The following is a 14,148-nucleotide window of genomic DNA, read 5'->3' on the forward strand; positions in this document are numbered from 1 at the left end:
CAGCTTCCGTTGCCCTACCCGCCGTCCCGTCGCCCACGCGGCAGCGGTAGACCGTTCCGGTGCCGGAATCCCCGATCAGGCCCGTCCTCGTCCCGGGTCTGGGCCTCGACGAGCGGTCCTCGTCCAGGCTGCGGGAGCTGGTGGCGGCCGACGTGGTCCTGCTGCCGGGGATGGGGCTGCGCGGTCCGGTGCCGCCGGTCGAGGAGCTCGCCGTCCGGCTCCGCGCCCGGCTCGGCCCGGGGCCGGTGCTGCTGGTCGGCCACTCGCAGAGCTGCCAGGTCGCCGCCGCCGCGGCCGGTGACCCGCGGGTCGCCGGGCTGGTGCTGCTCGGGCCGACCACCGACCCGCGCCTGCGGTCGGCCGTGGGCCTGGCCCGGCGCTGGCTGGGGACGGCGGTCCGCGAGCGCTGGCCGCACGCACCGCTGGTGCTGCCGCAGTGGCTGCACACCGGGCCGCGGGCGATGCGGCAGCTGTGGGCCGTGGCGTCGCCCGACCGGATCGACGCCCGGCTGCGGACGGTCCGCGTGCCGGTGACCGTCGTCCGCGGCACCCGTGACCGGCTCTGCCCGCACGACTGGGCCGCCGCCGTGGCCGCGGCCGCGCCCGCCGGCCGGCTGGTCGAGCTGCCGGGTGCGGCGCACCTGACCCCGATGACCCACCCCGACCAGGTCGCGGCGCTGCTGCGCGAGGAGGTCGGCCGCGCCGGGGCGCAGCGGGACCGGCCCGGCGCCTGATCGGCTGCCGGAGTTCGACAGCGGGGGCGCCGTCGACGCGGCCTCCGCCAGCGGCGCCCGAGGGCCCGGCTCGGTGGCCCCCTGCAGGTAGAAGGACCCCGTCCTCCCCGCCCTTCGCGAGCTCAGGGCGGTGCCCTGGACGGGGCCGGGGGCAGGGGGTCCTTCCTCAGGCCTCGACGGTGACCGGGACCTCCATGCCGGCCGCCCGGTGGGCATCGACGGAGCAGTAGAAGACGTAGTCGCCCGGCGCGAGGTCGACCTCGAGGGTGGCCGACTCGCCGGGCTGCAGGACGTCGGTGCCCGCGACGTCGCTGCCGCCCTGCTCGACGACGAAGTCGTGCGGCATGTTGCCGGTGTTGGACACCTCGAAGGTGTAGGTGCCGGCGCTGAAGGAGTCCTCCGACAGCTCGATGAACATCTCGCCCTCGCTGACCTCGACGGTCTCGCTCTCGGCCTGCGCGGCGGTCGAGGAGGGCGCCGCGGACGACGTGCCCGCGTCCGCGCTCGAGGGCGCGGCGGCGGAGGTGTCGGCGGCGGGGGTGTCGGCGGCGTCGTCCGCCGAGCACCCGGAGAGCAGGACGGCGCCGAGCGCCAGCACGAGCGCGGTGGCACGGCGGATGGGACCGGTCGGGTGAGACACGCGGGGACCTCCTGGAGCGGCGGGAGCCGAGCCTGGCAGCGGGCCCCGTGGACGTGGATGCTGCACCGTCGGAGCACCTGGGGGCACCCCCACTACCGGGTGTTCGTCGCCGACCGGCGATCAGGATGGGTCGGTCCCGCCCACCCGGCGACGCGGTGGGTCCCGGCCGGTCCGGGGACCGGGGCGTTGCTCCCCGGCCCCCGCCGGGTCAGGCGGCGCGCTCGGCGGCCCGGGCGACCTTCTTGTTGGCCTTGGCCAGCGTCTTCGCGGCCTTGCGCACCCGGCGCGGCTCCCGGTCGATCGTCCCGCGGGTGAGCAGGCCGATGCCGATGCCGAGCAGCCACACGTCCTTGGCCACCGACAGCCCCTCCTGGGTCGGCGCCAGGCTGCCCGGCTTCCGCATCCCGGGGGTGTTCAGGTAGAGCCCGAGCAGCCCGCCGGAGAAGACGGTCAGCGCGGCACCGGCGACCGCGGTGGGCACGAACGGCGTCAGCAGCGCGGTCCCGACGGCGATCTCGCCGTAGGCCAGGGCCTTGGCGAACGTCGCCGGCTCGACGTTCTTGAGGAACGGGTAGGTGCCGGAGGCGAAGCCGTGGAGGCCGGCCGCGGTGCCCTCGTCGGCGCCGCGCTTGCCCAGGCCGCTGTTGAGGATGAACGCGCCGGCCGAGATGCGCGGCGCGATCTCGGACAGGGTGATGGGCAGTGCCATGGTGCTCCTCGGTGGTCGCGGACGGTCAGGGCCCGGACTGGCCCTGGTCGGGGGGTCCAGTGCCCACCACCCGGGGCGTCAACCGTCGTTGCCGCCCGGGCGGGACGACGGTCAGCGGCCGCCGCGGCGGGAGCGGCCGCTGAACGACGCCGGCGAGTGCGTCCCGGCGCGCGCGGCGAGCTCGGCCCGGGTGCGCGCCGGACCCGACGTCCGGCCCTGACCGCGGGCGGACGCCGCCGTCCCCCCGCCGGAGGCGGTGCCGGCCTGGCCGCCGGAGCGACCGGAGCCGCCCCCGGACCGGCGGCGCCGGCCCCCGCCCTGGCCCTGCGGCTGGGGCTCGGGTGCGGGCGCCGGCTCGACGTACGGGGCGGCCGGCCCGGTCAGCGCGGTGATCTCCGCGGCGCCCGGCCGCACGGCGCTCACCGTGGGGGTGATGCCGGCCTGCCGGGCGAGGGTGCGAACCTCGCCGGCCTGGTCCGGGGTGGAGACGGTCACCACGGTGCCGCCGGCGCCGGCCCGGGCGGTGCGGCCCGAGCGGTGCAGGTAGGCCTTGTGCTCGGCCGGCGGGTCGACGTGCACGACGAGCGCGACGTCGTCGACGTGGATGCCGCGGGCAGCGATGTCGGTGGCGCAGAGCACCCGGATCTCGCCGCTGCTGAACGCCTCGAGGTTGCGCTCGCGCGCGTTCTGGCTGAGGTTGCCGTGCAGGTCGACGGCGGGGACGCCGGCCGTGGTCAGCTGCTTGGCCAGCTTCTTGGCCTGGTGCTTGGTGCGGGTGAACAGCACGCTGCGGCCCAGCCCGGAGGCGAGCTCGCGGACGACGGCGGCCTTGTCCCCGGCCTCGACCCGCAACACGTGGTGGGTCATCGTCGACACCGGCGCGACCGCGGGGTCGACCGAGTGCGTCGTCGGGTCGGAGAGGTAGCGCTTCACCAGGACGTCGACGCCGTTGTCCAGGGTCGCGGAGAACAGCAGCCGCTGGCCGGTCTTCGGGGTGCGGTCCATCAGCCGCTTGACGCCGGGCAGGAAGCCGAGGTCGGCCATGTGGTCGGCCTCATCGAGGATGGTGATCTCCACGGCCGAGAGGTCGCAGTGGCCCTGGCCGATGAGGTCCTCGAGCCGGCCGGGGCAGGCGATGAGGACGTCGATGCCGCCGGCCAGCGCCTGCACCTGCGGGTTCTGGCCGACGCCGCCGAACACGGTGGTCGCCCGCATGCCCAGCGCGCGGGCCAGCGGGTCGACGACGGCGAGCACCTGGTTGGCCAGCTCACGGGTCGGCACGAGCACCAGCGCGCGGGGCCGCTTCGGCTGCCGGCGGCTGTCGGAGGCGGCCAGGCGGGCGACCAGCGGCAGGCTGAAGGCCAGGGTCTTGCCCGAGCCGGTGCGGCCGCGGCCGAGCACGTCCCGCCCGGCGAGGGTGTCGGGCAGCGTGGCGACCTGGATGGGGAACGGCGCGGTGATGCCGCTGGCGGCGAGCACCTCGACCAGCGGGGCGGGGACGCCGAGGTCGGCGAAGGTCGCGTCGGTGGGCAGCACGCTCGCGGGCGGGCCGGCCGGGACGACGGGGGTCGGCGCCGGGGCAGGGGTCGCCGGGCCCGGCTGCTGCGGGGTCTGCTGGGCGGTGGTGGGACGGCTGCCCCGGCCGCGGCCGCCGCGGCGGCGCCGGCGGGTCTCGTCGGGCGCAGGGGTGGACTGGTCGTGCGAGGTCATCAGGTGGTTCCTCGGGCTCGGTTCGCCGTCGGGCGGCCCGGTCGGAGTGCGCGCCGGCACGCCTGCGAGGAGCAGGGCGGCGCGTCGTCCAGCGGGACGTCGGACAGCCGGGCGCGCCGGGGTGGCGCTGCCGCAGCCCGACGTCGAGTCCCGCGCCCCGGATGGGCAGCAGGGCAACGCCGGTACCCACACTCAACCAGACGCGGCGCTGACCTGTGCCGTCAGACGGGGGAGTGCCCGGTCACACCGCCGCCGCGGTAGCTGCGCCGATAGGTGCCCGGCGGGACCCCGATGGTGGCCCGCAGGTGCTGGCGCAGGGACGCCGGAGTGCCGAAGCCGGCGTCGGCGGCGACCCGGTCGATCGGGGCGTCGGTCGACTCCAGCAGCTGCCGCGCCAGGGCCAGCCGCTGCCCGGCCAGCCAGCGCAGCGGCGACAGGCCGGTCTCGTCGCGGAAGCGGCGGGTGAAGGTGCGCACGCTCATCCGCGCGTGCGCGGCGAGGTCGGCCAGCGTCAGGGGCTCGCCGAGCCGCTCGACGGCCCACGCGCGGGTGGCCGCCGTCCCGACGTCCCCCACCTCGGGCAGCGGCCGCTCGACGAACTGCGCCTGTCCGCCCTCGCGCCACGGGGCGACGACGTTGCGCCGGGCCACCCGGTTGGCCACCTCGTGGCCGTGGTCCCGGCGGACCAGGTGCAGCAGCAGGTCGATGCCGGCGGCGTTGCCCGCGGAGGTCAGCACGTCGCCGTCGTCGACGAAGAGCACGCCGGGGTCGAGCCGGACGGCGGGGTAGAGGCGCCCGAAGGTCTCGGCGTGCATCCAGTGCGTGGTGGCCGGGCGCCCGTCGAGCAGACCGGTGGCGGCGAGCACGAAGGCGCCGGTGCAGATCGACACCAGCCGCGCGTGCCCGGCGGCGGCGCGCAGCGCCTCGCCGAGGCCGTCGGGGAGCGTGCCGTCGGTCATCGCCGGTCCGCCGTACACGCCGGGGACGACGACCGTCCCCGCGGAGGCCAGCAGCGAGGCGTCGTGCTCCGGGGTGATCGAGTAGCCGGCCGAGGTGCGCACCGGCCCGCCGTCGAGCGTCGCGACCCGCACGCGGTAGAGCCGGTGCCCGTCGGCGTCGACGGCGGACTCCAGCAGCCGGTGCGGCAGGCCGAGCTCGAAGGCGATGGAGCCGGGCAGCGCCAGGACGGCGACGTCGTGGGGGCGGGCCGGGGTCGGGCCTGGGCGCATGGCCGGATCCTTGCACGTGTTGGCTGCCGGGCCACTGTCGGGCCGTTCCAGGCATCCGCCATGCTCCTGGTCGTGACGACCACCGCCGCGCCGCGCACGCACCGGGTCCACCCCGCCTGGTGGGTCGCCGCGGTGACCTTCCTGGCCATGGTCGGCGCCGCGGCGTTCCGCGCGGTTCCCGGCGTGCTCATCGAGCCGCTGCGCGCGGAGTTCGGCTGGTCGGTCACGACGATCTCGGCCGCCGTGGCGGTCAACATGGCGCTCTACGGGCTGACCGCGCCCTTCGCCGCCGCGCTGATGGAGCGCTTCGGTATCCGCCGGGTCGTCGTCGCGGCGCTGCTGCTGACGGCCACCGGCAGCGGGCTGACCGTCTTCATGACCGCGAGCTGGCAGCTGGTGCTGCTGTGGGGCTTCCTCGTGGGCCTGGGCACCGGGTCGATGGCGCTGTCGCTCGTGGCGACGGTGACCGGCCGCTGGTTCGTGGCCCGCCGCGGCCTGGTGTCGGGGATCCTCACCGCCGGCGGCGCGACCGGGCAGCTGGTGTTCCTGCCGCTGGTGGCCTGGGCCGACACGACCTGGGGCTGGCGCTCGGCGTCGCTGGGCACGACCGCCGCCGCGCTGGCCGTCGTCCCCCTGGTGCTGTGGCTGCTGCGGGACCGGCCGCGTGACGTCGGCGTCGTGCCCTACGGGGGGACGGCGGCCGACGACGTCGACCCGGTGCGCAGCGGTGCCGCGCGGACGGCACTGCGCGGGCTGGCCTCTGCGGTGCGCACCGTGCCGTTCTGGCTGCTGGCCGGCGGGTTCTTCATCTGCGGGCTGTCGACCAACGGGCTGGTGCAGCCGCACTTCATCCCGGCCGCGCACGACCACGGCATGCCGATCACCACGGCGGCCGGGCTGCTCGCCGTCGTCGGCGTCTTCGACATCGCCGGCACGGTGCTCTCGGGCTGGCTGACCGACCGCACCGACCCGCGGGTGCTGCTGCTGGCCTACTACGGGCTGCGCGGCTTCTCGCTGTTCCTGCTGCCGACCCTCTTCGGACCCGACCTGCACGTCAGCATGGTCGCGTTCATCGTCTTCTACGGCCTGGACTGGGTGGCCACCGTGCCGCCGACCCTGGCGCTGTGCCGCGAGTTCTTCGGCTCCCGGGCGCCGGTGGTGTTCGGCTGGGTGTTCGCCTCGCACCAGGTCGGCTCGGCCTTCGCGGCCTTCGGCGGCGGCGTGATCCGCGACGTCACCGGCTCCTACGACCTGGCCTGGTTCCTCGCCGGGGCCCTCTGCATCGCCGCGGCGGCCATGTCGTTCCTCATCCCGCGCAGCCCGGAGCCGCCCGGGGGCACGGCGCTGCCGACCGACCGCGAGGAGGCGGCGGCCGCCCAGGCCCACGGCTGAGAGAGGCACCCCCTGACCCGACCGCTCACAGGCTCGCGGCGGGACCCTGCAGGCCGCCCGCCCTGCCCACCTCCGCAGGCACGGGACGGCGCCGCTCGGCAGCGAGGCCCTCGGCGAAGCCGTGGGCGTACCAGAGGGGCGCGTTCAGCCGGAGGCCGCTCGGGGGAGCGCCGCGCCGGTCGCCCCACAGGAGGCGGCTGAATTCCGCAGGCTCGCGGCCCTGGCAGCACGTCGACTGCGGGCCGACCGAGCCCGCTGGTTCGATCCGCGCGGCGAGACCGCCGTCCGTGCGGCCGAGCGAGTAGGCCATCTCCAGCAGTGGGAGGTAGGGCCAGGACGGGGGAGGCTGTCCGGTCGTCACGACCGTCAGAGCCGGGACCGGCCGCCGTGGATACACCGGCCTGGGCACGACTCGGGTCCTGCGGGGCCGTGGATCACGCGGTGCGCGCCAGGGAGAGCCGCACGGTCTGCACCCGGATCCCGTCATCGGCGAAGACGAAGGTGTCGACGCCCTCGGCGCGGGCCCTCTCCGCGACCGCCGTCCACTCGATGAACAGCACGTCGCCCTCGAACACCTGGGTCGGCACCTCCCATGCGGCGTCCGGGAGATCGTCGAGCAGCGACCTGAACACCTGCCGGATGCCGTCCCTGCCCCGGCTGACGCCCTCGGGGGTGATCAGGACGGCGTCGGGGGTGTAGTCGGCGACGATCCCGTCGACGTCGCCGGCCCCGACCGCGGCCAGGTGGTTCTGGAAGATGTCCTGCGGCGTGCGGGTCATGGCTCCTCCCGAGGTCGTCGCCGATCGGGGCCGAGCATGCTCCGCGGTCCGGCCGGCCGACAGGCTTCAGGTCGCGCCGGTGAGGGCCGGGTCGACGGTGCGGCCGGTGATGAGGTCGGCCGCCCGCTCGGCGATCATGATCGTCGGGGCGTTGGTGTTCCCGCGCACGAGCGTCGGCATCACCGAGGCGTCGACCACCCGCAGCCCGTCGACGCCGTGCACCCGCAGCTGCGGGTCGACGACCGCGTCGTCGTCGGTGCCCATCCGGCACGAGGACACCGGGTGGTACAGCGACTCGAGGGTGTCGCGCACCGCCTGCCGCAGCCCGTCGCGGGTGTGCACCGTGCCGCCGGGGGACCACTCCTCGGCCAGGACGGCGGCCAGCGGGCCGGCCGACGCGATCTCGCGCGCCTTCTCCACCCCGCACACCAGCGCGTCGAGGTCCCGCTCGTCGGCGAGGTAGCCGGCGTCGATGGCCGGCGCCCAGGTCGGGTCGGCCGAGCGCAGCCGCACCGAGCCGCGGGAGTGCACCCGCACCAGGACGGCGGCGGCGGTGAACGCGTCGACGTCGGGGTCGACCTCCGCCTGCCGCCAGAACTTGACCGGCAGGAAGTGGTACTGCAGGTCCGGTTCGTGGAGGTCCGGCCGGGAGCGGGTGAACAGCCCCGCCTCGGCCAGGTTGGAGGTCAGCGGGCCGCGGCGGGCGCCGAACCAGCGCGCGTAGCCCGACGGGGACTCCGCCCGGAACAGCGACCTCCCCGACCGGGTGTGCCAGACGACCGGCACCAGCGGGTGGTCCTGCAGACCCCCGCCGACCCCGGGGAGGTCGTGCACGACGTCGACGCCGACCTCACGCAGGTGTGCGCCCGGCCCGATGCCCGAGAGCATCAGCAGCTGCGGGGAGTTGACCGCCCCGCCGGCCAGCACCACCTCGGCCGCGGCGTGCGCGGTGTGCAGCTGCCCGCCGGACCGGTACTCGACGCCGGTGGCCCGCCCACCCGAGATCAGCACCCGGGTGGTCAGTGCGCCGGTTCGCACGGTGAGGTTGGGCCGGCCCGCCGCGGGGTGCAGGTAGGCGTCGGCGGCCGACCAGCGGCGGCCGCGGCGCTGGGTGAGCTGGTAGAGCCCGGCGCCTTCCGGGGTGGCGCCGTTGAAGTCGTCGTTGCGCGGGTGACCGGCGGCGACCGCGGACGCCACGGCCGCCCGCGACCAGGCGTGCGGCGAGCGCGGGTCCTCCACCCGCAGCGGCCCGCCGACGCCGTGGAAGCGGTCGGCGCCGCGGGCGTTGTCCTCCATCCGCCGGAACAGCGGCAGCACGTGCTCGTAGGACCACGACGGGTCGCCGGTCAGCTCGGCCCACTCGTCGTAGTCGGCGGCCGCACCGCGGACGTAGATCATCGCGTTGATCGACGAGGAACCGCCGACCAGCTTGCCCCGCGGCCAGAACAGCCGCCGCCCACCCAGGCCCGGCTGCGGCTCGGTGGTGTAGTTCCAGTCCCGCCGCGTGCGCCACGTCTTGTACAGCGCCGCCGGGACCTGCACCTCGAGCACGTCGTCCGAGCCGCCGGCCTCCAGCAGCAGCACCCGCAGCGACGGGTCCTCGCTCAGTCGCCCGGCCAGCGCGCAGCCGGCCGAGCCCGCGCCGACGACGACGACGTCGTACTCCTCGGCTCCGTTCGACGTCGTCGCCATGTGTGCCGGGTCCTGCACGGTCACCGGTGCCGCCCGTGCACCAGACCCATCACGCGGGCGAGTGCGTCGGCGGCCGCGGCGGGCCGGGTGAAGCTCATCAGGTTGACCGGCAGGGGAACGCGCTGGCGGGTGATGGCCTTGGCGCGGGTGAACTCGCGCAGCCCGTCCTCGCCGTGGATCCGCCCGAAGCCGCTCTCGCCCACGCCGCCGAAGGGCAGCGCCGGCACCGAGGCGAAGGTGAGCACCGAGTTCACCGATGTCATGCCGCTCTTCATCCGGCGGGCCAGGTCCATCGCCCGGGCCTTCGACCGGGAGAACACCGCGCCGGCCAGGCCGTGCGCGTTGGCGTTGGTGCGCTCGAGGGCCTCCTCGGCGTCGCGCACCCGGGTGATGGTCAGCGTCGGGCCGAAGGTCTCCTCGCACACGGCCGCCGACGTCTCGGGGACGTCGAGCAGCACGGTCGGCGCGACGAGGCGCCCCTCGACGGTGCCGCCGGCGGCGATCCGGCCACCCGCGGCGACCGCGTCGTCCAGGTGCCGGCGGACGACGTCGGTCTGGGCGGCCATCGTCATCGGGCCGTAGGCGGCCGCGTCGTCGGTGCCCGGCCGCAGCCCGCGCACCTTCTCGGTCACCTCGGCGACGAAGACGTCGTACACCCGCTCGGTCGCGTAGACCCGCTCGATGCCGATGCAGGTCTGCCCCGCGTTGCTCATCGCGCCCCACACGGCGGCGTCGGCAGCGGCGGCCACGTCGGCGTCGTCGTCGACGATCATCGCGTCCTTGCCGCCGAGCTCCATGAGCACCGGCGTGAGCGTCTCGGCGCACGCGGCCATGACCTTGCGGCCGGTGGGGGCCGAGCCGGTGAAGGCCAGCTTGCCCACGCCCGCGCGGCACAGCGCCGCGCCGGTCTGGCCGAGGCCGGTGACCACCTGCAGGGCGTCCGGCACGTCGGGGACGGCGGCCCGCCAGGCGTCCGCCAGCCACGCGCCGACGGCCGGCGTGTGCTCCGAGGGCTTGAAGACGACGGCGTTGCCGGCGGCCAGCGCGTAGGCGATCGAGCCCATCGGCGTGAACACCGGGTAGTTCCACGGGCCGATCACGCCGACGACGCCCAGCGGCTGGTACTCCAGCCAGGCGGCGTGGTTGGCCGCCAGCAGGCCGGGGCTGACCCGCCGCGGGCGGAGCACCTTGCGGGCGTGGGTGGCGGCCCAGGCCAGGTGGTCGACGGTCAGGGTGATCTCGAGGATCGCGTCGGCGTGCGGCTTGCCGTTCTCCCGGTGCACCAGGTCGGCCAGCTCGTGCATCCGGCGGGCGAGGTAGCCGCGGTAGGCCGCCAGCCGCTGCTTGCGGCCGTCGAAGCCGAGGTCGCCCCAGGCCGCGGCGGCGACGCGGGCGCGGTCCACGGCCGCGCGGACGTCGTCCGCACCCTGTACGGGGAAGACCCCCACGACCGCGCCCGAGGCCGGGGCGGTCGACTCGAAGGTCTCGGGAACGCGGCTGTCCGGCTGCTCGACGAGCGACATGGGCACGCAGGTTACCCACCGGTAGCGACCGTCGGGCGCAGGCCGGGTCAGCGGGCCGCCGCCAGCTCCTCTCGCTCGAGGGCCTCGCGGTCGGACTCGAGGACGTCGGCCGCGGCCACCACGATGTTCGGGTCCGGCCGCCCGACGACCGCCTCGTCCTTGCCCTCGTAGGGCAGCGAGCCGAGCACGTGACGCAGCGCCTCCAGCCGGGCGCGCTTCTTGTCGTTGCTCTTGATCACCGTCCACGGCGCGTGGTCGGTGTCGGTGGCGGCGAACATCGCCTCCTTCGCCGCGGTGTAGTCGTCCCAGCGGTCCAGGGAGGCCAGGTCGGTGGGGGAGAGCTTCCACTGCCGCACCGGGTCGATCCGCCGCACGATGAAGCGGGTGCGCTGCTCGCGCCGGGAGACGGAGAACCAGAACTTCACCAGGCGGATGCCGCTGTCGACGAGCATCCGCTCGAACTCCGGCGCCTGTCGCATGAACCGCTCGTACTGCTCGTCGGTGCAGTAGCCCATGACCCGCTCGACGCCGGCGCGGTTGTACCAGGACCGGTCGAACAGGGCGATCTCCCCGGCGGCCGGCAGGTGCTGCACGTAGCGCTGGAAGTACCACTGGGTCTGCTCGCGCTCCGACGGCTTGTCCAGCGCGATGACCTTGGTGCCGCGCGGGTTGAGGTGCTCGGTGAAGCGCTTGATCGTGCCGCCCTTGCCCGCGGCGTCGCGGCCCTCGAACAGGACGACGAGCTGCTGGCCGGTCTCCTTCACCCAGCCCTGCAGCCGCAGCAGCTGGATCTGCAGCCGGCGCTTCTCCCGCTCGTACTCCCTGCGCGGCAGCCGCTCGATGTACGGGTAGCCCTCCCGCCAGGTCTCGATCCGCCTGCCGTCGGGGCCGAACAGCTCGCCGTCGTCGTCCCAGTCCTCGTCGGAGTCGTCCTCGGGGAGGGCCTGCAACCGGTACCGGGAGACGTCGATCTCGGACACGCATGGAGGGGTACCCCTCCATGCCGCTGCCATGCTGGCGGCGTGGCCGACCCCTCCGATGCCCCGGGCGCCGACCCCTTCGACACCGCCGGGCTGCGCCGACGGGTGCTCGCCGCCTGGGCCGACTCCCCGGCCCGCTTCCGCGAGGACGCCAACGCCGAGGAGGACCTCGTCCGCGGCGGCTACCGCGACCGGCTGCTGGTCGAGCTGGCGCAGAACGCCGCCGACGCCGCCGCCCGCGGGGGCGTGCCGGGGCGGCTGCGGCTCGAGCTGGCCGACGACGGCGCCGGGGGAGAGGTGCTGCGCGCGGCGAACACCGGCGCCCCGCTCGACGCCGCCGGGGTCCAGGGCCTGGCCACGCTCCGCGCCTCGGCCAAGCGCGACGAGCTCGGTTCCGTGGGCCGGTTCGGGGTCGGGTTCGCGGCGGTGCTGGCCGTCACCGACGCGCCCGAGGTGCACTCGACCACCGGCGGGGTCGCCTTCGGTGCCGACCGCACCCGCGCCGAGGTCGCTGCCGTGCCCGCGCTGACCGACGAGCTGGCCCGCCGGGACGGCGCGGTCCCCGTGCTGCGGCTGCCCTGGCCGGCCCGGGGGACGCCGCCGGAGGGCTTCGCCACCGAGGTGGTGCTGCCGCTGCGCGCCGGCTCGCGCGTGGCCGTCCGGACCGCGCTGGAGGAGCTCGAGACCGAGTTGCTGCTCGCGCTGCCCGGGCTGGCCGCGGTCGACGTCGTCCTCGACGGGACGGTGCGGTCGCTGTCGGCGCGGTACGCGGGCCCACGGGCGCAGCTGACCGACGGCGACCGGACGACGACCTGGCGGCTCGAGCGGCGGGACGGCGTGCTGCCCGAGGACCTGCTCGCCGGCCGGCCGGTCGAGGAACGGGAGCGGCGCGCCTGGACGCTGACCTGGGCGGTGCCCCTGGACGACGACGGCCGCCCGGTGCCGCTGCCGCTGCCGCAGCGGGTGCACGGGCCGACGCCCAGTGACGAGCCGCTGACCCTGCCCGCCCGGCTGATCGCGCCGTTCCCGCTGGGTCCCGACCGGCGGCACGTGCTGCCCGGGCCGGTCACCGACGCGCTGGTGGCCGAGGCGGCCGCCGCCTACGCCGACCTGCTCGCCGGCCTCGCGGGCGACGCGGCCGTGCTCGCGCTGGTGCCGCGGATCGGGCTGGCCGGCGCCGAGCTCGACGCGGCCCTGTGCACCGCGGCGCTGGAGCGGCTCCGCGAGGCCGCCTGGCTGCCGGTCGCCGGGGCCGGGTGCGACCGGCAGACCCCGGGCCGGGCCGCGGTGCTCGCCGAGCCGACCGAGGAGCGGGTGGCCGCGCTGACCGGCGTCCTGCCCGGCCTGCTGCCGGCCGGGTGGTCCCGGCGCGGCGACGCCCCCGCGCTCGCCGCCCTGGGTGTGCGCCGCGTCGGCACCGCCGAGGCGGTGGAGGCGGTGCGGGGCGTCGCCCGGCCGCCGGCGTGGTGGGCTCGGCTGTACGCCGCCCTGGACGGCGTCGAGCGCAAGGAGCTGGCCGCGCTGCCGGTGCCGCTCGCCGACGGGCGCACCGCCCACGGGCCGGCCGGGGTCCTGCTGCCCGACGAGGGCCTGCCGGTGGCTCGGCTGGGCCCGCTGGGGCTGCGGGTGGCCGCCCCCGACGCCGTCGCCCTGCCCGCCGCCCGCCGGCTGCTGGAGCGGCTCGGCGCCCGGCCCGCGACCGCCGCCGCGGTGCTCGCCGACCCGGAGGTGCGGGCGGCGGTCGAGGCCTCGGTCGACGCGGCCGACGACGGCTGGGACACCGACCGCGACCCGGCCGCGTTCGCCGACGCCGTCCTGGCCCTGGTCGCCGCGGCCGGCACCGCGCCCGGGGAGCTGCCGTGGCTGGCCGAGCTGGCGCTGCCCGACGCCGACGGCGGCTGGGCGCCGGCGGGGGAGCTGATGCTGCCCGGGTCGCGGTTCGCCGCCGTGCTGGCCGACGGCGCCCTGGGCGTGCTGGACCCCGCCCTGGACGCCGACCGGGACGTGCTGCGTGCGGTCGGCGTCCTCGACGGCTTCGCCCTGGTGTCCGCCGAGGACCCCGACGACCTGGACGTCGACGGCGCGCAGGACTGGGCCGACGCCGTCCTCGACCGGCTGCCCGCCGACGCGCCCCCGCCGGCCTGGCCGCCGCTGACCGCGGTCCGGGACCTCGAGCTGGTCGCCGACTGGGCCGGCGCGCTGCCGCTGCTGACCGAGCTGCCCGCCGAGGCGTGGGCCGACGTCGTCCTCGACGGGCTGTCGGTGCCCGGCTACCTGCGCTGGTGGCTGGGCACCCACCCGGTGCTCGGCGGGCGGCGTCCGGACCGGCTGCGGCACCCGGCCGCCACGGAGTTGCAGGGACTGTACGAACCGGCCGATGTCGCCCCCGACCTGCTCGAGCTGCTGCGGCCACCGGCCTCGGTGGACGACGTGCTCGCCGACGTCGACGGCGCACTCGACCTGATCGACCGGCTCGGCGACCCCCGCCGGACCGTCGGCCCGGCGGTGCTGCGCGCCGTGCACGCCCGCCTCGCCGCGGCGCTGGACGGCGTCGACGTGGACCCGCCGGACCGGGTACGGGTGGCCCCGGACCGCGTGGTGCCCGCCGGGGAGGCCGTCGTGCTCGACGCCCCGTGGTTACAGCCACTGGTCGATCCCGCGCTCGTGCCCGCGGGCGGGGCGCCGGGGCCGGTCGCCGACCTGCTGGACCTGCCGCTGGCCTCCGAGGTGGTGCGGGCGCGGGTGGAGAGCCGGCCGGCG

General features: G+C 76.6%; 12 protein-coding genes. 3 read left to right on the forward strand and 9 right to left on the reverse strand.

The genetic code is table 11. The features are described from left to right. The first annotated feature begins 59 nt into the window (after positions 1-59). Positions 60-734, forward strand: coding sequence for an alpha/beta fold hydrolase (locus CNO22_RS07150; RefSeq protein WP_100498671.1), 675 nt, complete (start codon positions 60-62; stop codon positions 732-734). 166 nt (positions 735-900) lie between these two features. Here CNO22_RS07150 and CNO22_RS07155 read toward each other — a convergent pair whose 3' ends face one another. The 4 genes from CNO22_RS07155 to CNO22_RS07170 all read right to left on the reverse strand — a co-directional run bounded on the left by CNO22_RS07155 (position 901) and on the right by CNO22_RS07170 (position 5,022). Next, a complete protein-coding gene (locus CNO22_RS07155) occupies positions 901-1,374 on the reverse strand; it encodes a cupredoxin domain-containing protein (protein ID WP_100498672.1) in 474 nt (157 codons plus the stop codon). A gap of 208 nt (positions 1,375-1,582) precedes the next feature. Continuing rightward, the gene (locus CNO22_RS07160; protein ID WP_100498673.1) at positions 1,583-2,083 is read right to left on the reverse strand and encodes a hypothetical protein; all 501 of its coding nucleotides are present in this window, start codon (positions 2,081-2,083) and stop codon (positions 1,583-1,585) included. Positions 2,084-2,194: 111 nt separating this feature from the next. Further along, positions 2,195-3,793 carry a DEAD/DEAH box helicase gene (locus tag CNO22_RS07165; RefSeq protein ID WP_232806858.1) on the reverse strand — a complete coding sequence of 533 codons (1,599 nt, stop codon included), beginning with the start codon at positions 3,791-3,793 and terminating at the stop codon, positions 2,195-2,197. 221 nt (positions 3,794-4,014) lie between these two features. Then, positions 4,015-5,022: a GlxA family transcriptional regulator gene (locus CNO22_RS07170; RefSeq protein ID WP_100498675.1), complete on the reverse strand. Its 1,008-nt coding sequence runs from the start codon at positions 5,020-5,022 to the stop codon at positions 4,015-4,017. Between the two features lie 72 nt (positions 5,023-5,094). Between CNO22_RS07170 and CNO22_RS07175 the strand changes: the two genes are divergently transcribed. Then, entirely contained in the window at positions 5,095-6,414 is a 1,320-nt protein-coding gene (locus CNO22_RS07175; RefSeq protein ID WP_232806859.1) for an MFS transporter, read from the forward strand. 25 nt (positions 6,415-6,439) lie between these two features. Here the strand turns inward: CNO22_RS07175 and CNO22_RS07180 are convergent, their stop codons facing one another. The 5 genes from CNO22_RS07180 to ppk2 all read right to left on the reverse strand — a co-directional run bounded on the left by CNO22_RS07180 (position 6,440) and on the right by ppk2 (position 11,388). Continuing rightward, on the reverse strand, positions 6,440-6,724 hold the full coding sequence (locus tag CNO22_RS07180; protein WP_157936837.1) for a hypothetical protein: 285 nt from the start codon (positions 6,722-6,724) through the stop codon (positions 6,440-6,442). Positions 6,725-6,848: 124 nt separating this feature from the next. Further along, complete coding sequence (locus CNO22_RS07185) at positions 6,849-7,193, reverse strand: nuclear transport factor 2 family protein (protein ID WP_100498677.1); 345 nt, start codon at positions 7,191-7,193, stop codon at positions 6,849-6,851. A gap of 66 nt (positions 7,194-7,259) precedes the next feature. Beyond that, on the reverse strand, positions 7,260-8,885 hold the full coding sequence (locus CNO22_RS07190) for a GMC family oxidoreductase (protein ID WP_232806860.1): 1,626 nt from the start codon (positions 8,883-8,885) through the stop codon (positions 7,260-7,262). A 20-nt stretch (positions 8,886-8,905) separates the two neighbouring features. Beyond that, positions 8,906-10,408 (reverse strand): aldehyde dehydrogenase family protein, encoded by a 1,503-nt coding sequence (locus CNO22_RS07195; protein ID WP_100498679.1) that lies wholly within the window; start codon positions 10,406-10,408, stop codon positions 8,906-8,908. Between the two features lie 47 nt (positions 10,409-10,455). Continuing rightward, positions 10,456-11,388 (reverse strand): polyphosphate kinase 2, encoded by a 933-nt coding sequence (ppk2, locus tag CNO22_RS07200; RefSeq protein WP_100498681.1) that lies wholly within the window; start codon positions 11,386-11,388, stop codon positions 10,456-10,458. Positions 11,389-11,430: 42 nt separating this feature from the next. Here ppk2 and CNO22_RS07205 point away from each other — a divergent pair. Next, the coding region (locus CNO22_RS07205) for a sacsin N-terminal ATP-binding-like domain-containing protein (RefSeq protein WP_100498683.1) at positions 11,431-14,148 on the forward strand (2,718 nt) is incomplete at its 3' end.

It is taken from the genome of Geodermatophilus chilensis, from assembly GCF_002802985.1.
GTDB lineage: Bacteria > Actinomycetota > Actinomycetes > Mycobacteriales > Geodermatophilaceae > Geodermatophilus > Geodermatophilus chilensis.

What these genes read in the sequence shown, in the direction of transcription:
- CNO22_RS07170 (WP_100498675.1), bottom strand. Translation starts at nt 5,022, where the DNA reads ATGCGCCCAGGCCCGACCCCGGCCCGCCCCCACGACGTCGCCGTCCTG.
- CNO22_RS07195 (WP_100498679.1), bottom strand. Translation starts at nt 10,408, where the DNA reads ATGTCGCTCGTCGAGCAGCCGGACAGCCGCGTTCCCGAGACCTTCGAG.
- CNO22_RS07190 (WP_232806860.1), bottom strand. Translation starts at nt 8,885, where the DNA reads ATGGCGACGACGTCGAACGGAGCCGAGGAGTACGACGTCGTCGTCGTC.
- CNO22_RS07165 (WP_232806858.1), bottom strand. Translation starts at nt 3,793, where the DNA reads ATGACCTCGCACGACCAGTCCACCCCTGCGCCCGACGAGACCCGCCGG.
- CNO22_RS07180 (WP_157936837.1), bottom strand. Translation starts at nt 6,724, where the DNA reads ATGGCCTACTCGCTCGGCCGCACGGACGGCGGTCTCGCCGCGCGGATC.
- CNO22_RS07185 (WP_100498677.1), bottom strand. Translation starts at nt 7,193, where the DNA reads ATGACCCGCACGCCGCAGGACATCTTCCAGAACCACCTGGCCGCGGTC.
- CNO22_RS07160 (WP_100498673.1), bottom strand. Translation starts at nt 2,083, where the DNA reads ATGGCACTGCCCATCACCCTGTCCGAGATCGCGCCGCGCATCTCGGCC.